At 38.3% G+C, this 18,501-nt stretch carries 19 protein-coding genes; 17 read left to right on the top strand and 2 right to left on the bottom strand.

The features are described from left to right. Nucleotides 1-121 precede the first annotated feature (121 nt). Genes rlmD through AC27IF_RS06990 form a run of 5 tightly spaced genes read left to right on the top strand, consistent with a single transcriptional unit; the run spans nt 122 to nt 5,693 of the window. The gene (gene rlmD, locus AC27IF_RS07010; protein WP_487053184.1) at nt 122-1,480 is read left to right on the top strand and encodes a 23S rRNA (uracil(1939)-C(5))-methyltransferase RlmD; all 1,359 of its coding nucleotides are present in this window, start codon (nt 122-124) and stop codon (nt 1,478-1,480) included. Between the two features lie 45 nt (nt 1,481-1,525). Further along, on the top strand, nt 1,526-3,745 hold the full coding sequence (gene relA, locus AC27IF_RS07005) for a GTP diphosphokinase (protein ID WP_487053183.1): 2,220 nt from the start codon (nt 1,526-1,528) through the stop codon (nt 3,743-3,745). A 52-nt stretch (nt 3,746-3,797) separates the two neighbouring features. Beyond that, nucleotides 3,798-4,613, top strand: a complete 816-nt coding sequence (gene mazG / locus AC27IF_RS07000; RefSeq protein WP_487053181.1) for a nucleoside triphosphate pyrophosphohydrolase — start codon at nt 3,798-3,800, stop codon at nt 4,611-4,613. Then, nucleotides 4,613-5,242 carry an RNA methyltransferase gene (locus AC27IF_RS06995; RefSeq protein WP_487053179.1) on the top strand — a complete coding sequence of 210 codons (630 nt, stop codon included), beginning with the start codon at nt 4,613-4,615 and terminating at the stop codon, nt 5,240-5,242. The genes mazG and AC27IF_RS06995 overlap by 1 nt, the downstream gene beginning before the upstream one ends. A gap of 10 nt (nt 5,243-5,252) precedes the next feature. Continuing rightward, a complete protein-coding gene (locus AC27IF_RS06990) occupies nt 5,253-5,693 on the top strand; it encodes a YbaN family protein (RefSeq protein ID WP_487053178.1) in 441 nt (146 codons plus the stop codon). A 21-nt stretch (nt 5,694-5,714) separates the two neighbouring features. On the opposite strand, the gene AC27IF_RS06985 is transcribed toward AC27IF_RS06990, so the two are convergent. Next, complete coding sequence (locus AC27IF_RS06985) at nt 5,715-6,308, bottom strand: DUF4202 domain-containing protein (RefSeq protein WP_487053177.1); 594 nt, start codon at nt 6,306-6,308, stop codon at nt 5,715-5,717. A 281-nt stretch (nt 6,309-6,589) separates the two neighbouring features. Here AC27IF_RS06985 and pyrG point away from each other — a divergent pair, with 281 nt between their 5' ends. The 3 genes from pyrG (at nt 6,590) to AC27IF_RS06970 (ending at nt 10,473) form a co-directional block, all read left to right on the top strand. Continuing rightward, nucleotides 6,590-8,227 carry a CTP synthase gene (gene pyrG, locus AC27IF_RS06980; RefSeq protein ID WP_487053176.1) on the top strand — a complete coding sequence of 546 codons (1,638 nt, stop codon included), beginning with the start codon at nt 6,590-6,592 and terminating at the stop codon, nt 8,225-8,227. A gap of 90 nt (nt 8,228-8,317) precedes the next feature. After that, the gene (gene eno / locus AC27IF_RS06975; RefSeq protein WP_487053175.1) at nt 8,318-9,616 is read left to right on the top strand and encodes a phosphopyruvate hydratase; all 1,299 of its coding nucleotides are present in this window, start codon (nt 8,318-8,320) and stop codon (nt 9,614-9,616) included. A gap of 197 nt (nt 9,617-9,813) precedes the next feature. Continuing rightward, complete coding sequence (locus AC27IF_RS06970) at nt 9,814-10,473, top strand: hypothetical protein (RefSeq protein WP_487053173.1); 660 nt, start codon at nt 9,814-9,816, stop codon at nt 10,471-10,473. Nucleotides 10,474-10,536: 63 nt separating this feature from the next. On the opposite strand, the gene AC27IF_RS06965 is transcribed toward AC27IF_RS06970, so the two are convergent. Further along, nucleotides 10,537-11,622, bottom strand: a complete 1,086-nt coding sequence (locus AC27IF_RS06965) for an energy transducer TonB (protein ID WP_487053171.1) — start codon at nt 11,620-11,622, stop codon at nt 10,537-10,539. Nucleotides 11,623-11,834: 212 nt separating this feature from the next. On the opposite strand from AC27IF_RS06965, the gene ftsB reads away from it, so the two are divergent. The 9 genes from ftsB (at nt 11,835) to rpoS (ending at nt 18,477) form a co-directional block, all read left to right on the top strand. After that, the gene (ftsB, locus tag AC27IF_RS06960; RefSeq protein ID WP_487053170.1) at nt 11,835-12,164 is read left to right on the top strand and encodes a cell division protein FtsB; all 330 of its coding nucleotides are present in this window, start codon (nt 11,835-11,837) and stop codon (nt 12,162-12,164) included. 5 nt (nt 12,165-12,169) lie between these two features. Continuing rightward, entirely contained in the window at nt 12,170-12,901 is a 732-nt protein-coding gene (gene ispD, locus AC27IF_RS06955) for a 2-C-methyl-D-erythritol 4-phosphate cytidylyltransferase (RefSeq protein WP_487053169.1), read from the top strand. Continuing rightward, complete coding sequence (gene ispF / locus AC27IF_RS06950) at nt 12,892-13,404, top strand: 2-C-methyl-D-erythritol 2,4-cyclodiphosphate synthase (protein WP_487053167.1); 513 nt, start codon at nt 12,892-12,894, stop codon at nt 13,402-13,404. The genes ispD and ispF overlap by 10 nt, the downstream gene beginning before the upstream one ends. 42 nt (nt 13,405-13,446) lie before the next feature. Continuing rightward, on the top strand, nt 13,447-14,526 hold the full coding sequence (gene truD, locus AC27IF_RS06945) for a tRNA pseudouridine(13) synthase TruD (protein ID WP_487053165.1): 1,080 nt from the start codon (nt 13,447-13,449) through the stop codon (nt 14,524-14,526). Further along, nucleotides 14,523-15,275, top strand: coding sequence for a 5'/3'-nucleotidase SurE (gene surE, locus AC27IF_RS06940; RefSeq protein WP_487053163.1), 753 nt, complete (start codon nt 14,523-14,525; stop codon nt 15,273-15,275). Before truD ends, surE begins: the two co-directional genes overlap by 4 nt. Further along, nucleotides 15,275-15,937 (top strand): protein-L-isoaspartate(D-aspartate) O-methyltransferase, encoded by a 663-nt coding sequence (locus tag AC27IF_RS06935; RefSeq protein ID WP_487053333.1) that lies wholly within the window; start codon nt 15,275-15,277, stop codon nt 15,935-15,937. The genes surE and AC27IF_RS06935 overlap by 1 nt, the downstream gene beginning before the upstream one ends. Continuing rightward, entirely contained in the window at nt 15,937-16,515 is a 579-nt protein-coding gene (locus AC27IF_RS06930; protein WP_487053161.1) for a YqaA family protein, read from the top strand. The genes AC27IF_RS06935 and AC27IF_RS06930 overlap by 1 nt, the downstream gene beginning before the upstream one ends. Nucleotides 16,516-16,599: 84 nt before the next feature. Beyond that, a complete protein-coding gene (locus tag AC27IF_RS06925; protein ID WP_487053159.1) occupies nt 16,600-17,463 on the top strand; it encodes a peptidoglycan DD-metalloendopeptidase family protein in 864 nt (287 codons plus the stop codon). A gap of 120 nt (nt 17,464-17,583) precedes the next feature. Then, entirely contained in the window at nt 17,584-18,477 is an 894-nt protein-coding gene (gene rpoS, locus AC27IF_RS06920) for an RNA polymerase sigma factor RpoS (RefSeq protein WP_487053157.1), read from the top strand. Nucleotides 18,478-18,501: the final 24 nt, after the last annotated feature.

The following is an 18,501-nucleotide window of genomic DNA, read 5'->3' as shown; positions in this document are numbered from 1 at the left end:
TAGTGTAAAATACTACCTATCGTTGTTATACCAATTTACAAAACAAATTGTACAACCCAGTAACATATAATGTCATAAGCATATCAAAATATATAGTTTATAAACTAAGGAACACCTAAGCGTGGCAAATTTTTTTAAAGCCAGTAATAAAAAAACAAATCATAATAAAATAAAATCTAATCTATTGATAAATATTAAAAAGCTCGATATGACCGGTTGTGGTGTTGGTTATTATCAAAACAAGCCGATATTTGTCGATGGTTGTTTACCGACCGAGAAAGTTGAAGTTCGTGTTATAGAGCAAAAAAATAAGTATTTTCGAGGTAAGCTGTTAAAAGTTAATTCAGCAAGTGAGCATAGGGTTGACGTGCCTTGTCAGCATTTTAAATTATGTGGTGGCTGTGACCTGCAGCACCTTAGCTATAATGAACAATTATTATTTAAACAGAAAAAAGTTTCTGAACTACTTTCTCGAAGTGGAGTTGATGCAGAGGTTATCAATGATCTACCTTGGCAAAACCCTATAGTAAGTCAACCATGGCATTATCGAAGAAAAGCGAGAATTGGCGTACAGTTTGATAAAAATGCGCAAGCAACAATTGGTTTTCGTCAAAAAGGCACTAACCAGCTGGTGCCAATAAAATCTTGCCCAACTTTAGTTAAGCCATTACATGATATTTTCCCTATCTTGCAAGAAATCATCGCCAAGTTGAATGGTAAAAAAGCCATTGGCCATGTAGAAGTAATTAGTATATTAAAGTCACAAACAGAGCAGGTGCTTACTCTCGTTGTGAGGCAATTAAAGTTAGTTTCAGAGCAAGACAGAGCGTTATGGCAAAGTTATGCGAAACTGCATCAATGGCAAGTGTTTTTCGATTTTGGTGAAGGTAAAGTAGAGCCATTATCCGATGAAAAATCACTTACCTACACCTTAGCTGACGGATGTGAAATATCATTATCACACGACGACTTTATTCAGGTTAATCAAATTGTCAATGAAGAAATGGTTAAGCAGGCAATGGATTGGCTGTCTATTACAGCAGAAGATCAGGTATTAGATTTATTTTGCGGTTTAGGAAATTTCAGTTTACCTATTGCTAAAAAGGTAAGTAAAGTTGTGGGGGTAGAAGGTGTACAATCTATGGTCGATAAAGCAAAAGCCAATGCCCTGCAAAACCAACTAGATAATTGCCAGTTCTTTCAAGCAGATTTGAATAGCACTTGGCTGGCTGCACCTTGGGTACAAAGCAGTTTTAATAAAGTTTTACTCGATCCTGCAAGAGCAGGAGCAGAGCAAGCGGTAACACAGTTATCTGAACTTGCCGTGGAAAATATTCTTTATGTCAGTTGTGATGCAAGTACACTCGCAAGAGATACTAAGCTGTTAGTGGAAAAAGGGTATAAAATTGTAAAAATTGGCTTAATTGACATGTTTTCGCAAACAAAGCACGTTGAGACTATGGTATTGTTTGCGAAATAGAATTTTTATCATCAATCGTTACTTTCTGCGATAAAGGAACTCCTCATGGTATCGGTGCGTAAATCTCATCAAGTTGTTAGTATTAGTTTCCAGCATTGGCTGGCTGAACTGGCTTTATCACAAAATAAACAGCAAGCTCTTGATGAGTTATGGGAAATTGTCGCTATTTATTTTCAAGACCGACCGTCTAGCTTATTGAAAGCCATGGAAATGGTTGAAATTCTATCCAGCCTTAATCTCGATAAAAATTCATTAGTGGCAGCGTTTTTAACTCCTTTGTTAGAACAAGAGCTTATCACTAGTGAGTTTGTCAGTGAAAATTTTAGCCGTGAAGTCGTATTGTTATGTATCGGCGTTGAGCAAATGGCTGCCATTAAAGGACTAAGCAAAGGGCATCAGTTAGGGGCAAGTAATGCTGCCAATATAGATAATATTCGCCGTATGTTATTGGCTATGGTCGAAGATGTTAGGGCCGTGGTAATAAAACTTGCTGAACGTTTATGTGATTTGCGTAGTCAAAAAAATAATGATGAAGAAAGCCGTGTTCTAGCGGCTAAAGAAAGTGCCACTATTTATGCTCCCCTTGCTAATCGCCTAGGTATCGGGCAGCTAAAGTGGGAGTTAGAAGATATTTCTTTTCGATATCTTCATCCAAAAGTGTATAAAAAAATTGCTAAATTACTTGATGAAACTCGTCTAGAGAGAGAGCAGTATATGAGTGATTTTGTTGGGAATTTGAACCAACAGTTAGCAGAGTTGAAAATTAGTGGCACTGTTTATGGTCGCCCAAAACATATTTACAGTATTTGGAAGAAGATGCAGCAAAAGTCACTCGACTTTGAGCAGCTATTTGATGTTCGAGCGGTACGCGTGGTGGTGGATGAAATTCAAGGTTGTTATTCAGCGCTAGGCATTGTGCACACTCAGTGGCGTCATATTGCTAACGAATTTTCTGATTATGTTGCAACACCAAAGCCTAATGGCTATCAGTCAATCCATACCGTGGTTATTGGCCCTGACGGTAAGTCTATAGAGATACAGATAAGAACGGCACAAATGCATGATGACGCAGAGCTTGGTGTTGCTGCTCATTGGCGTTACAAAGAAGGCTCAGCTTCTGGTAAAGGTGGTGATAAAGCGGGTAGTTTTGATGAAAAAGTAGGTTGGCTTAGAAAAATTCTGCAATGGCAAGATGATGTTGCAGAAAGTGGTGCCTTGCTAGATGAGTTACGCAGCCAAGTTTTTGAGGACAGGATTTATGTGTTTACTCCTGGTGGTGATGTTATTGACTTGCCGATGGGAGCTACACCGTTAGATTTTGCTTATTACATTCACTCAAATGTTGGTCATTGCTGCATAGGGGCGAAAGTCTTTGGTAAAATCGTTCCTTTTACCCATAGACTACAAACTGGCGATCAAGTTGAGATATTAACCAGTAAAAAACCGAACCCAAGTCGTGATTGGTTAAACCCTAGTTTGAATTATATTCATTCATCACGAGCGAGAGCAAAAGTTCAGCACTTTTTCAAATTACAAGATAGAGATAAACATCTCGCCTTAGGTAAAGAAATGTTTGATGCAGAGGTCGCTAAAGTTAGTGAACTTGTTATCAATCAAGCTGTTCTTAAAAAAGCTGCCGAACGTTATAACGTAAAAAGCATAGAAGATTTATATGCCGCAATAGGCTCAGGTAACGCACGTTTACAGCAAGTCATCAATTACTTAATTCAACTTGATGATAAATTTAAACCGCTGCCAGAAGTAGATCCGCAAAGTCTTGTTAGACATACTTCAGTGGATAAAAAAATATCACCTGATAGTAATGATATTACGGTTTCAGGTGTCGGAAACTTAGTTACCCATATGGCAAAATGCTGCTCTCCAGTGCCGGGAGATGATATTTTAGGCTTTATTACTCAAGGACGAGGCATATCAGTTCATAGAGTTGATTGTGAACAACTGGCTAATTCCTTACATCAACAACCTGAAAGGCAAGTTGAAGTGCAATGGGGAATTGATGACAAGCAAAGTTACCAAGCCAGTACACAAATCATTGCCAGTGATAGACAAGGGCTATTTCGTGATATTTCCACGATTATAGCCAATGAAAAAGTAAGCATTGTTGGCATTGAAAGTCATACTGACAGCGTTAAACAAACCATGAGTATGATGGTGAAGATGGAAGTGAATAGCAGTGAATTACTCACCCGAGTATTAGATAAGTTACGCCAGCTTGACGATGTGATTGAAGTAAAAAGGGTATAGCTTTATCTTTGGTGTTGAATAAAAGTATTTGAAATATAGAGTTGAGATAATAATGTTAAATGAAAAAGCTTCCATCGAAAAACTACGTTGGATTATGAGTGAACTTCGCAACCCAGAAACTGGTTGCCCTTGGGACATTAAACAAGATTTTGCCTCAATTACGTCACATACCATTGAAGAAGCTTATGAAGTTGTTGATGCTATTGAACAGCACGATTTTTCTGAGCTTAACAAAGAGTTAGGAGACTTACTCTTCCAAGTTATTTTTTATAGCCAATTAGGTAAAGAGCAACAATTATTTGATTTTGATAGTGTTGTTGATGCTATTTGTGAGAAGCTTATTCGCCGTCATCCTCATGTTTTTAGCGATGCGGATTTAAGTAGTGACTCACAAATAAAGGCAAATTGGGAAAACGAAAAAGCTAAAGAACGTCAAATCAAAAATGAGCAAGAAGACATAAGTATACTTGCTGATATTCCTCGACATTTACCTGCTTTGTCGCAGGCAGCAAAAATTCAAAAGCGTTGTGCACATGTTGGTTTTGATTGGCATAACATTAACGATGTTTTTGCGAAAGTTGAAGAAGAAGTTATTGAAGTTAAAGAAGAGCTCGATGCTGCGCCAATTAACTCAACAGCGCTGAATGAAGAACTAGGAGATCTGATGTTTGCTGTGGTGAATTTATGTCGCCATGCTAAACAAGATCCTGAAACATTATTACGTCAGGCAAACCGAAAATTTACCAAACGTTTTCATGGGGTTGAGTCACAAGTTAACACGTCAGGTAAAAGCTTTACTGAGCATGATTTATCAGAGCTAGAGCACTATTGGCAGCAAGTGAAATTACAAGAGAAAGAAGTAGGGTAATGACTAAACTATTATTATCGACCATGGCCTTAGGAAAAAGCTTACAAGTAGAAAATAGCCATGTAACTGTAGGGTTAACTAATCCTAAAAGTCCCAGTAATGTTGGTGCGGTTATGCGTGCTGCAGGCTGTTACTGTGTTGACCAGGTTGTTTACTCTGGTCAACGTTATGCAAATGCAGCTAAATATAGTGGTGATAAACACAATACCGATACAAAAAATGCGCGAGATAAAATCCCATTGTTGACTGTAGAGCAATTTGAAAATGTCAAAGAACAACTGGAAAATTTGCCACAAACGACTAAAGTTATTTGTGTAGACTTAGTTGAAGGTGCGACGCCATTACCAAGTTTTCAGCACCCTGAACAAGCGCTTTATATTTTTGGCCCAGAAGATGGCACCATTAGTCAAACAGTGATCAATCAAGCTGATGAAGTTGTTTATGTACCAACCGTAGGATGTATGAATTTAGCGGCCTCAGTCAATGTGCTCTTGTACGATAGATTAGCTAAATCAATGATTCAAAGTAATAATACGCAAAGCGACACTGCTTTGATCAGGAAAAGCCGCGATACCAATAACAAGGTAAAAGTGGCAAATAGCGCACCTGATTTAGGGAAAAATAACTAGCGAGGGAATTGTGGCAGATAATCAGCAAGCAATGGAAAAGAACAATGTCTCTATAGATGAATGCCCTATACCTGTTGCGACAAGAAGCAAGTTTAAGGTTTTCTTATGGAAAGCATGTGGTCTGTTTTGTGTCGGTTTAGCGATACTAGGAGCATTACTTCCTATTTTACCTACTACAGTATTTCTAATCATGGCAACCGCTTGTTTTGCTAAATCTTCACCAAGAATGCAGCAAAAGTTGCTTGATAATAAACTGTTTGGGCCACTAATTCGTGACTGGCAGCAGCATCGTAGTATTCCACGCAAGGCTAAAAGAATTGCATTGTTAACTATTGTGCTATCAGTGATATGGTCAAGCTATTTACTGCAAAATATAGCACTGACATTATTAGTTATCGCCTTAGTCTCTTGGCCATTTGTCTTTTTATGGCGTCTACCTGAAAGCAGATAAACGCCCTAGTTAACGAGTCAACTAAGCGAGCGCTTTATTGACTATATCGGCTAAATGATCTGGTAAAGTTACCTGCAAGGCGATGTTATGTGCCTCTTCTGACATCTTTCCCCAAGTTAATTGTACAATACGAATGATCTTAGCTTCATTATCTTGTTCAAGATATTGAGCTGCAAAATCATCAAAATAATGCACCAAAAACACTAAACAGGCGACATCTTCTAACGTCTGACTATCCGGATTCGTTTTTAAGTTCTCTTTACGAATAATACTTGCCGTTTGCTCAGCTTGCTCTTGGGTATAACCATGTTCAAGCATTATTTCAGCAGTTAACTGGGCATGAAATTTACCTAAGGCGATTCGCCATTGATAATAACCTGCTTTACCTGAGGCAAATTCAGTACGTTTTAAATGCCAACGTTTTATGTGTTGAGCTCTAACGGCTATTTGCAACAGCTCATTTGCTTCTGGCCAATGTTGAGTTAAAACTTCGGTCATACGCTGACCGTAAATTAACTCTTTTGGATACTCTGTATCGTTGGCTAAGGTGATATTGGTGTCTTGGCTATTGATGGCATCAATGGCGGATAAAACCTGCTCTAATTGGTTTGTCATAATGTGTTTTCTCTATAGGACTAGAACAATATCATAACCACTAACCGCGAATAAAAAAATAGTTATTTTTGTTATCGACATGCTTGTAGTTATTGTTGTTAGCTTCGCTTTTAAGTATAATGTTTTCCCGTCCTGCTTTAATATCATTTACCCAGTTCTTTATTCGTTTTTTAGTCTCTTTTTGACTAAAATATAGAGTAATTATTGACTATAGGTCATTAATTCTATTTGGTAATTGTAAAAAAGCGCAAAATTTCTGTTTTCCTTACATCGGTGTAGACATGACAACTAGATATATTTTTGTTACTGGCGGCGTGGTTTCGTCTCTTGGTAAAGGTATTGCCGCAGCCTCATTAGCAGCAATCTTAGAAGCACGTGGTTTAAAAGTAACCATGCTGAAACTTGACCCTTATATTAATGTCGATCCTGGTACCATGAGTCCAATTCAACATGGTGAAGTATTTGTGACAGAAGATGGCGCAGAGACTGATTTAGATTTAGGTCATTACGAACGTTTTATTCGTACCAAAATGACTAAGCGTAATAACTTTACCACCGGCCGTATTTATCAAGATATTCTTGCTCGTGAACGTAAAGGCGAGTTTTTAGGCGCAACTATTCAAGTTATTCCTCATATTACTAATGATATTAAACGTCGCGTCATTGAAGGTGCTGAAGGCTACGATGTAGCTATGGTTGAAGTAGGCGGCACAGTTGGTGATATTGAATCACAGCCGTTCTTAGAAGCTATTCGTCAATTAGCAACTGAAGTGGGTCGTGAACGTGCAATGTTCATGCATTTAACGTTAGTGCCTTATATCGCCGCTGCTGGTGAAATTAAAACCAAACCAACACAGCACTCGGTTAAAGATTTACGCTCTATTGGTATTTTCCCTGATATTTTAGTTTGTCGTTCAGATAGACCACTGCCTAATTCTGAGCGAGCAAAAATCGCTTTATTTTGTAATGTTGAAGAAAAAGCGGTTGTGTCAATGCGAGACGTTGACAGTATTTATAAAATTCCAGCGTTGTTAAAGGCTCAAGGAACAGATGAGTTAGTTGCTAAACGTTTTGGTTTAGAGATCCCAGAAGCGGATTTAACTGAGTGGGAACAAGTTCTATATCAAGAAGCCAACCCTAAAGGTGAATTAACAATTGGAATGGTAGGTAAATATACTGAATTACCAGATGCCTACAAATCAGTGAATGAAGCCTTAAAACATGCCGGCCTTAAAAACCAAGTAACCGTTAATATTAAATATGTAGACTCACAAGATATTGAAGTTAAAGGTACAGAGTTATTACATGATCTTGATGCAATACTCGTTCCCGGAGGTTTTGGAGAACGTGGTGTTGAAGGAAAGATTTTAACAGCGCAATATGCACGTGAAAACAAAGTACCTTATTTAGGGATTTGTTTAGGTATGCAAGTGGCATTAATTGAATATGCTCGAAACGTAGCAGGGTTAACAGATGCTCACAGTACTGAGTTTAATGCCGAAACTTCGCACCCAGTGGTTGGTTTAATCAGTGAATGGTTAGATGAAGAAGGGCAAGTTGAGTACCGAAGTGAAGATTCTGACTTAGGTGGAACTATGCGTTTAGGCTCTCAATTGTGCCACCTTTTGAAAGGAACCAAGGTATGTGACGTATATGGTAGTGAAACAATTAATGAAAGACACCGCCACCGTTTTGAGGTAAATAATAACTACCGTGAACAATTAAGCCAAGCTGGTTTGACGTTTTCGGGGTTATCAACAGATAAAAGTTTAGTTGAGGTGATTGAAATAGCAGATCACCCATGGTTTATTGCCGGGCAATTCCATCCAGAGTTTAATTCGACTCCACGCGATGGTCACCCACTATTTGAAGGCTTTGTTGCTGCTTCTTTTGAATATCAAAAGCAGCAATCGAGTTAGCTCATAATAATTAAGCCGTAACCTTTGTGTTGCGGCTTTGTTTTTTAATCAGCATTAAAAAATAATTTTAAAGTTAGGAAAGGAAATAAAATGTCAAAGATCAGTAAAATTTTAGCACGTGAGATCATGGATTCTCGTGGCAACCCAACGGTTGAAGCCGATGTTTATTTAGAGTCTGGTGCATGGGGACGTGCAGCTGCGCCTTCTGGTGCTTCAACTGGCTCTCGTGAAGCATTAGAATTACGTGATGGTGATAAATCACGTTATTTAGGTAAAGGCGTATTAAAAGCTGTTGCAGCTATAAAAGATAGCATCACACCAGCGCTTCTTGGCCAAAGTGCTTTAGAGCAAGCGAATATCGATCAAATTATGATTGATTTAGATGGTACAGAAAACAAAGAAAACTTTGGTGCCAATGCTATTCTAGCTGTTTCATTAGCTGTGGCTAAAGCTGCCGCTGCAGATAAAGGCGTACAATTGTTTGAGCACATCAGTGACTTAAACGGTACTTCAGGTGTTTATAGCTTACCTTTACCTATGATGAACATCATCAATGGTGGTGAACATGCTGATAATAACGTTGATATTCAAGAGTTTATGGTTCAGCCTGTTGGCGCTAAAAGCTTTACAGAAGCCTTACGTATGGGCGCTGAAATCTTTCATGCCTTGAAAAAAGTTTTATCAAGCAAAGGCTTGAATACTGCTGTTGGTGATGAAGGTGGTTTTGCTCCTGATTTAGCTTCTAATGCTGATGCATTAGCGGTAATTAAAGAAGCTGTTGTTGCTGCCGGCTATGAGCTTGGTAAAGATGTAACGTTAGCGATGGACTGTGCTGCTTCTGAATTCTATGATGCAGATAAAGGCATTTACGACTTAAAAGGTGAAGGCAAGCAATTTACTGCCAATGAGTTTTCTGACTTTTTAGCAACACTTTGTGAAGAATACCCAATTGTATCTATTGAAGATGGCTTGGATGAATCAGACTGGGATGGTTTTGCTTATCAAACTAAAATTCTTGGCGATAAAGTTCAAATTGTCGGTGATGACTTGTTTGTAACAAACACTAAGATTTTAGCCCGTGGTATTGAGCAAGGTATTGGTAACTCTATCTTGATCAAATTTAACCAAATTGGCTCATTAACTGAAACTTTAGCTGCGATAAAAATGGCAAAAGATGCTGGCTTTACTGCTGTAATCTCTCACCGAAGTGGTGAAACTGAAGATGCAACTATTGCTGATTTAGCTGTTGGAACGGCTGCTGGTCAAATTAAAACTGGCTCACTATGTCGCTCTGACCGTGTTTCTAAATACAATCAATTATTACGTATTGAAGAGTACTTAGGTGATAAAGCTGTATTTAACGGTTTATCTGAAGTTAAAGGACAATAACCACCAAATTTTTTGTTATTTACCCCAAGCGCTTTGCTCTTGTGGTAATGAAGATTAATTTTATTGGTTATTTTCATATATGAAAATATAAAACCGAGTCTTTTTAGACTCGGTTTTTTTATGACAAGTTTTATCTTTCCCCCACAATCGAGTATGCTTAAAATATATAGTTAGTAAGTTATTGATTTATAATCCTAGTGACTCAATCATCCTTGTGGCAACACAATAAACATAGCAATGATTTTTCAGAAGTGTGCAATGCGCTCTACGAGCGAGAATTGCAGCTGATTGCGAATGCTGATATCAGTACAGCTCAAGGAGTTCAAGGGCGTCTGAAGAGCCTATCTTATTACATTAATAAAACCGCAAATTTAATGACACAAGTAAATGAGCAAGGGTTGTCGCCCTTATCACTTGATGTACAAAATGCTGCTTGGTCAAGTAAGCAGGCAGCTCAATTACCACTTAAGGGCGAGGAAGATGAAAATATTTTCTTATGGTATTTACATCTACTCGCTAAAGAGGATAACCCGCTAATTGGCTTGGTGGTTCCTGTATTAGTAGGTGACCATATCATTCTTGATTGCATCGATAGAGTAAATGTTGAAGAAAAACGGCTGAGAACTAACGCTTCAGGTTGGTTTTTATTAACTTCTTCCACAGATAAGTTGCCCAATACTATAGAAGCTAGACGGTTATTGAAACCCAATAAAAAAGTCATGTTAGCAGCTTGTGCAGGTCATAGGTGGCAAAACTTACACAGTAACACCAAACTTAGGCCGATAATGCCGACCTTACGAGAGTTATTGCTTTCTTGTGGTATTGATTGGCAAAACTTCCAAAAAAAGCTCACTTAGTTCTAATCAATAGCACCTTGAAATCATCATGAAAGGTGTTTATCTATCCTGATTTTAAGTTTATTAAGTTGACGCACTGGCTAATTCAACTAAATTAAACTTAGCTCCGATTTCACCTTGAATAAATACTTGGCATTTCCCCCATGATTTTGGGATTTTCCACTCTTTATTTTTAGATACCTGATGAGAAGAGAAGTGATTTGCGCAACGAATATCAACAGAGTCTACCGTGCCTTCGATATTGGTAAAGGTGAAATTTTTTCTCGCTAAATAATGACGCCAATGTTGACGTTCATTAATTTCTCCTGACACAAAAATGTTATCTTTGCTGTTAATGAATGCTTGGATTTTTTCTACATAAGGAGCTAGTTGCGATATTTTCTCATGATCATCGTCAAATTTTTTCAGTTGCTCGTTGTAATATAAAGCACTAGCAAATTCATTACTCATCATTGCTAACTGAAATGCCCTAACAACGGCATATACATAGGCACCTTTAGGTAGATAATCTTTTCCTTGAGGGATTAGTTTTTTTAAAGCGATAAGCTCTTTTTGTTTATCGCCGATAGCTTGGTAATAGCTTGATTGAATATTGAAATAGAAACGATCTTCATAAAAGTTTTGTTTAGTTCTTTCTGTTAAAGAGTCTAAAGCAATTTTGGCTTCTGTTAATTCGTTATCATTAATTAACGTTTGCAGTTTTCTATACTCTTTAACAAATCCTCGTGATGCTCCTTTTGCCTTTTTATTCATTTTAAAGTCAAGTTGAACGCTATTTCTGCATTGCTGAATAGTTTCACCATTTTGCATTGCGGGTTGATAGCTCCAGTGTTTTACTGCATTCTTAGCAGCTGTTTCAAAAGATTTTATACCTGAAGAATCCTCAACGATTGGTAATTTAACACTGCCATCTTTATCAACGACAAAGCTTAATCGCACCCAACCTTCTTGTCTTTTTCTAGCGGCTGTAACAGGATACTTTGGGGCTTCTCTGTGAAGAGCTTTTGCTCTTTTTATTTCATTATTGAGTGGCTCAATAGTTTTTGAACAAGGAAGCGGCTTCTCTACTTCAGTAAAAGCAAATAGTTGAAAACTACATAAAACTAGGGAAAGGGTAAAAAATATTGAAAAGAAAGTTTGCCTGTACATCTAAGTTCCTTTTAATTACTAATAATATAAGTATCAGTTTTAAATAAGCAAAACATCATAACAATAAAGATAGTTTGTGTAATGGGGTTTTTAACAATAAAGTTGGGGGTTAAATAGTCAGATTCGGGGAGTTTGTCTATATAAACATTTACACTAGCCGCCACCTTTATATAATGGTGATAATTCATAGTATATTTGATCTTTTCTATTTTATGCGGGCATTTACAGCACTACTGCTGACTTTATTAGCATTATTACAATACCGACTTTGGTTTGGTAAGAATAGTGTGCCTGACTATTTTGCATTACAAGAAGAAGTAAGCCGACAGCAAGTTGCGAATGAAAAATTAAAACAACGTAATAAATTACTCTACGCTGATACTGATGATCTTAAATTAGGCAGTGAAGCTATTGAAGAGCGAGCACGTAATGAGTTAGGCATGATCAAAGAAAACGAAACTTTTTTCAGGCTTATTCCGAGTAAAGATAAAAACTCCTTTAAGAATACAACTTCATCATCTTCCAATAAAGGAGCTCGTTAATAGTGGTGTCTGTAAAACAACACTTTGTTGTTATTGTTCCTGCCGCGGGTGTCGGTAAACGTATGCTAGCTGATTGCCCAAAACAATATTTACAAATTGATGGCGAGTCTATTTTATCACTCACGGTGCATCGCCTATTAAGCCATCCACAAGTGAGTAAAGTTATTGTCGCCTTAAGTCGCGATGATAGTTATTTCTCACAATCGAATTTAGCAGATCATCCTGACATAATAAGAGTTGATGGAGGGCAAGAGCGAGTTGATTCAGTATTAAGTGGCTTGCGAGCTGTTGATGAAAACTTATTCCCTTGGGTGATGGTGCATGATGCCGCTCGACCTTGTGTGAGCCACCATGATATTGATTTACTTATTAAGCAATGTGTAGATAACAATATTGGTGGCTTACTTGCAGCGCATGTTGTCGATACGATAAAACAAAGTAACAACATGGTTACAGGTGCACAAGTTACTGATACCGTCGACAGAAGTAAGTTGTGGCATGCTTTAACTCCCCAAATGTATAAAACTAGTGAGCTGGTAAATGCGATTGAGCAAGCGCAGAATAAAGGGGTAGTGATCACCGATGAATCTTCTGCCATTGAGCAGGCAGGCTTGCCTAGTATGCTTGTTTCGGCAAGTCGAGAAAATATAAAAATCACTCGCCCAGAGGATTTGGCTTTAGCTGCTTTTTATCTTAATCAGCAGCAAAATAAACTTAAGGAAAACACATGCGTATAGGACACGGTTTTGATGTGCACAAATTTGGCGGTAAAGGACCACTGGTAATAGCAGGTGTAAGCATTCCTTTTGAAAAAGGCTTTATTGCCCATTCTGATGGCGATGTGGCTATTCATGCACTTTGTGACGCCATTTTAGGAGCACTTTGTTTAGCCGATATTGGTAATCATTTTCCTGATACGGATGGGCAATATGAAAATATATCTAGTCGTATTTTACTGCGCCATGTGGTTGGGCTGATGACAGAAAAAGGTTATCAATTAGGTAATGCAGACGTCACTATAGTTGCCCAAGCACCTAAAATAGCGCCTCATCTTTTAGCTATGCGAACTTGTTTATCTGAAGATTTAAATTGCGATATTGAACAAGTCAACGTGAAAGCCACTACGACTGAAAAATTGGGATATACGGGGCGAAAAGAAGGAATATCAGTTCATAGTGTGGTGCTATTAACGCCATCATCTCATGTCATGCCATTAATTGAGGAAGTACAAAATGCTTAAATGCCTAATTGATAGTCAACACAGGATATTAATGAGAGCCTAATGTTACCAGAACTTAAATTTTTACACGGTAAACCAGAATCAACAGGGCTATTACGAAGCCAGATTAGCGATTTTAAAGTTTTTGAACAATTACCTTTTTCACCCTGTGGTGAGGGAGAGCATTTATTTATTCATATTCGAAAAACGGGCGCTAACACTGTCTTTGTTGCTCGAGAGCTTGCAAAATACTTTAAAGTTAAAGAGCAGTTAGTTTCTTATGCCGGTTTAAAAGATAGATTTGCCGTCACTGAGCAATGGTTTGGTATTCATGTGCCGGGTAAGAAAGAATACGATTTAAGCGATCTTGTAATTGAAGGTGTCGAAATACTAAGTTATCAGCGACATAATAAAAAATTACGCACAGGGGCCTTATCTGGTAATCGATTTGAACTTATCTTACGTGATGTTACGCAACTGAAGTCGCTACAATCTCGCTGGCAAAATATCATTACTCATGGTGTCCCCAATTATTTTGGCGAGCAACGCTTTGGTATTGATGGTGGGAATATTGACCGTGCTTTAGCGCTATTTTCAGGGACTAAAGTAAAAGATAAGAAAAAGCGTGGTATGTATTTATCGGCGGCACGCTCTACTATTTTCAATGACATTCTTAATGAACGGATCAAGGAAAATGTTTTCTCACAGTTGCAAGTAGGTGATGTACTTATGCTGGCGGGCACTCAATCTGTTTTTCAATTGGATGAAATTGATGAAGCTATCAAGCAGCGATTTAATGAAAAAGATGTCGATATAACCGCTTCTATGTGGGGGGCGGGCGAACTAATGACCAGTGATAGCCCAAAAGCACTGGAGCAAACAGTTGCAGATAGTCACAGCGAATTTTCTCAAGGTTTACCTCGCTTTGGCTTAAAGCAAGAACGGCGCCGTATTCGCTTAGGAGTTACAGATGCTGATATTGAAGTTTTAACTAGCGACTCGTTAGCAACAGTAAAAGTAAGCTTCACCCTAGCCGCAGGATCTTATGCAACCACAGTATTACGTGAATTAATCGATTATCAAGATTGCACTCAAAGAGTGGTTGCTAATGCAACTGATAACGCGAAGCAAGGTAATGAATGAACATATTGTTAAGTAATGATGATGGCGTTTATGCCTTAGGGATTAAAGTCCTTCATCAAGAACTAGTAAAGCATTTTGATGTCACTGTGGTTGCCCCTGACAGAAATTGTAGCGGGGCAAGTAACTCATTAACTTTGCTTAACCCACTTAGAGCGCAAACGCTTGATAATGGCTTTATCTCAGTTAATGGTACACCTACTGATTCAGTGCACTTAGGTGTCAGTCAACTGATAACCTCGATGCCTGATTTAGTCGTTGCTGGCATCAATAAAGGCCCTAACTTAGGCAATGATACTTTATACTCAGGTACTGTAGCAGCAGCAACAGAAGGGCGGCATATGGGCATACCTGCTATTGCCGTTTCATTGCTAGGTAAGCATGAGAAGTACTATCAAACCGCAGCGACAGTGACAGCAAATATCATTAAGCGTATTCAGAATCATCCGCTAGCAGCAGATCAGATACTCAATATTAATGTTCCAGATCTGCCGCTATCAGAAATCAAAGGGATAAAAGTGACTCGTCTTGGTCATCGACATAAAGCGGAAATGATGAAAAAGATGAAAGACCCATGGCAACGAGATATTTACTGGTATGGAACTTTAGGCCAAGAGCTTGATGGAGGTGAGGGTACTGACTTTCATGCCGTTGCCAATGGTTATGTTTCAGTAACCCCATTAACCGTTGATATGACAGCACATAGTAGTATAAATAATATGAAAAAATGGATGAATGAAGTAACGTTATGATGACTTACACGAAAAATACCCGAGCCGCCGGAAAATCAAAACGCAGTGGCGAATTATTAGCTCAAAAATTACAAGCTGAAGGGATTACTAATCCTCAGGTATTACAAGCAATTGCCAATTCGCCACGTCATATTTTCATTCCTGAAATCCTAGCCCATAAAGCTTATGACAATACCGCTTTACCTATAGGGCAAGGGCAAACTATTTCTCAGCCTTATATCGTTGCTAAAATGTCAGAGCTATTACTGGTAAATGGCAGACCAAACAGTATCTTAGAAATAGGCACTGGCTCTGGCTATCAAACTTCTATTTTAGCGCAGCTTACCGATAAAGTGTTTTCGGTTGAGCGTATAAAATCACTGCAATTTCAGGCTAAACGTTGCTTGAGAGCCATGGAGTTACATAACATTTCCATGAAGCATGGTGATGGCTGGCAAGGGTGGGCAAGTAAAGCACCTTTCGATGCCATTATAGTTACCGCAGGTGCTGCCAGTGTTCCGCAAGCGTTATTAGAACAACTTAATGATGGTGGCCGTTTAGTTATTCCAGTGGGAGAGCAGACCCAAATACTTAAAATTATTACCCGTAATGGTGATGATTATAGTGAACAACAAGTAGAAGCTGTTCGGTTTGTGCCTCTAGTACCAGGAGATTTGCTGTAATGAAGTTGTTTTCTGCTATTTATGATTGGACATTAAAGTGGGCTGAACATAAATTCGCCCCTAGAATGTTAGCGTTGATAACATTTGCCGAATCAGTATTTTTTCCGATACCGCCAGATGTTTTACTCGCGCCAATGGTGTTAGCTAAACCTGAGAAAGCTTGGCGTTTAGCAAGTTTAACGACTATCGCTTCAATTGTCGGTGGTGTGGTTGGTTATATATTAGGGTATTTAATGTTCGAACCTTGGATACAACCCTTAATCACTGAGTTTGGCTACCAAGAGCGCTTCGATACTGCGATGGCTTGGTTTGGTGAGTGGGGTGTTTGGGTTGTGTTTATTGCTGGATTTTCCCCAATACCTTATAAGCTATTTACAGTCAGTGCTGGTTTTTTACATATGGCTTTCTTGCCATTTTTACTCGCTTCTGCGATTGGTAGAGGCATGCGCTTCTTTTTAGTGGCTGGCCTAATACAATGGGGTGGTAGTGCTATGGAGAAAAAATTACGTCAATGGGTCGATGTTTTAGGGTGGGGATTAGTTGTCTTAATCGTAATCGCCTATTTTATTCTACGCTAATAGGAAACTTATATAGCAGTTATGAGATTTGAGCGGTTATCTCATCATTACCTAAACGTTAATTGCAGTACTTATTATCACTGTATGTATAGTGCTGCACGTCGTTCAGTAAAAATAATTTGCTACTTATTTTTGATTGTTAGCCTTTTTTCGTGTTCTTCACGAGACAAACCTGCTCCCGTTGTTAGTGTTTATGGAAGTGCTCCTCTTAAAAATCGTGTTCAAAATAGCATTCATGGCACTGAATATAAGGTGAAAGCAGGGGAGACTCTATACTCTATTGCATGGCGAGCAAATTCAGATGTTCGCCAAATAGCTAAATTGAATAAACTTTCACCTCCTTATAATATTTATCCAAATCAAAAATTAATTTTAGTGGCTAAAAAACCATCAAAATCGGGCAACACTAGTAATGGTAAGCACTCTAGTAAAAACCAGAATAAAAGCTCTAATCAGACCAGTGGTAAACCAGTTGAAAAGACACTTGCATCTACAAAAAAGCAGGCGTATGGTAAAAATGTAACTAAAAAGAAAACAGTACAAAATGACTTACAGAAAACGAGTTTTTCTCAGAAAATTAGTCATTGGCAATGGCCGGTTAAAGGCCGAATCATTGCTAAGTTTTCTTCTAAGGTACAAGGTAATAAAGGAATTGATATCACAGGGAAGCGCGGCACGAACATTAAAGCCGCAGCGAGTGGCAAAGTTGTTTACGCGGGTAGTGCTTTAAGAGGATACGGTAAGTTAGTTATTATTAAACATAATGATGATTATCTTAGCGCTTATGCTCACAATGACACTATACTAGTCAAAGAGCAGCAGCACGTTAGAGCTGGTGATATAGTCGCTAAAATGGGCGATACCGATGCGCAAAGAGTCATGCTTCATTTTGAAGTTCGCTTTCGCGGAAAGTCAGTAGATCCTTTGAAGTATTTACCCAAACTATAATAAGTGTATTCATGTAAGTCATACTTACGAACATACCAACAAAATAATTAAGAAAACTGGAGATAGTGTGAATATTTAATAATCAATATAACTTTGCTACGTTATAAACGGGAGAACAGCATGGTAAAAGAAAAAAAACAAACCGCAGTACTGAATGAGAAAGAAGAGACATCATCAAGTTTAGATGCCACTCAGATTTATTTAAGCGAAATTGGTTTTTCGCCATTGTTGAGTGCAGAAGAAGAAGTTTATTTCTCAAGATTAGCCCTCAAAGGAGATGAGGCCTCACGAAAACGCATGATTGAAAGTAATCTACGTTTAGTCGTTAAAATCGCCAGGCGTTACAATAATCGTGGTTTACCCTTACTCGACTTAATTGAGGAAGGGAATCTAGGTTTGATTCGTGCAGTAGAAAAGTTTGACCCCGAAAGAGGCTTTCGTTTCTCAACATATGCTACTTGGTGGATCCGCCAAACTATTGAACGAGCGATAATGAATCAAACTCGCACCATTCGCTTACCTATCCATGTTGTTAAAGAATTAAATATTTACCTACGAGCTTCACGTGAGCTTGTCCAGAAGCTTGACCATGAGCCAAGCGCCGAAGAAATTGCTAACTCACTAGACAGACCTGTTGCTGATGTCAATAAAATGCTACGTCTAAATGAACGTATTGCCTCAGTTGATACACCGTTTGCCGGTGATTCAGATAAAGTTTTACTTGATGTCATTGCCGATGAAAAGAGTTGTGGTCCTGAAGGGGACTTACAGTCTGAAGATATGAGTAATAACATTGTTAATTGGTTGAATGAATTAAATTCAAAGCAACGTGAGGTTCTCGCGAGACGCTTTGGTTTGATGGGCTATGAAGCGGCAACATTAGAAGATGTAGGCTGTGAAATAGGATTAACCAGAGAGCGTGTTCGTCAAATTCAAGTGGAAGCCTTAAAACGATTAAGAGATATTTTAAGTCAGCAAAACTTATCAATTGAGGCGATTTTCGAAGCTCAATAATAACGTTTAAGTTATTTTAATAAG

The sequence above is a fragment of the Colwellia sp. KS18-150 genome (assembly GCF_057551365.1).
Note: the sequence above shows the minus strand (reverse complement) of the source record. Positions and strands in the feature narration are given on the sequence as shown.

What these genes read in the sequence shown, in the direction of transcription:
- relA (WP_487053183.1), top strand. Translation starts at nt 1,526, where the DNA reads ATGGTATCGGTGCGTAAATCTCATCAAGTTGTTAGTATTAGTTTCCAG.
- mazG (WP_487053181.1), top strand. Translation starts at nt 3,798, where the DNA reads ATGTTAAATGAAAAAGCTTCCATCGAAAAACTACGTTGGATTATGAGT.
- AC27IF_RS06995 (WP_487053179.1), top strand. Translation starts at nt 4,613, where the DNA reads ATGACTAAACTATTATTATCGACCATGGCCTTAGGAAAAAGCTTACAA.
- AC27IF_RS06985 (WP_487053177.1), bottom strand. Translation starts at nt 6,308, where the DNA reads ATGACAAACCAATTAGAGCAGGTTTTATCCGCCATTGATGCCATCAAT.
- pyrG (WP_487053176.1), top strand. Translation starts at nt 6,590, where the DNA reads ATGACAACTAGATATATTTTTGTTACTGGCGGCGTGGTTTCGTCTCTT.
- eno (WP_487053175.1), top strand. Translation starts at nt 8,318, where the DNA reads ATGTCAAAGATCAGTAAAATTTTAGCACGTGAGATCATGGATTCTCGT.
- AC27IF_RS06965 (WP_487053171.1), bottom strand. Translation starts at nt 11,622, where the DNA reads ATGTACAGGCAAACTTTCTTTTCAATATTTTTTACCCTTTCCCTAGTT.
- ftsB (WP_487053170.1), top strand. Translation starts at nt 11,835, where the DNA reads ATGCGGGCATTTACAGCACTACTGCTGACTTTATTAGCATTATTACAA.
- ispF (WP_487053167.1), top strand. Translation starts at nt 12,892, where the DNA reads ATGCGTATAGGACACGGTTTTGATGTGCACAAATTTGGCGGTAAAGGA.
- truD (WP_487053165.1), top strand. Translation starts at nt 13,447, where the DNA reads ATGTTACCAGAACTTAAATTTTTACACGGTAAACCAGAATCAACAGGG.
- surE (WP_487053163.1), top strand. Translation starts at nt 14,523, where the DNA reads ATGAACATATTGTTAAGTAATGATGATGGCGTTTATGCCTTAGGGATT.
- AC27IF_RS06935 (WP_487053333.1), top strand. Translation starts at nt 15,275, where the DNA reads ATGACTTACACGAAAAATACCCGAGCCGCCGGAAAATCAAAACGCAGT.
- AC27IF_RS06930 (WP_487053161.1), top strand. Translation starts at nt 15,937, where the DNA reads ATGAAGTTGTTTTCTGCTATTTATGATTGGACATTAAAGTGGGCTGAA.
- AC27IF_RS06925 (WP_487053159.1), top strand. Translation starts at nt 16,600, where the DNA reads ATGTATAGTGCTGCACGTCGTTCAGTAAAAATAATTTGCTACTTATTT.
- rpoS (WP_487053157.1), top strand. Translation starts at nt 17,584, where the DNA reads ATGGTAAAAGAAAAAAAACAAACCGCAGTACTGAATGAGAAAGAAGAG.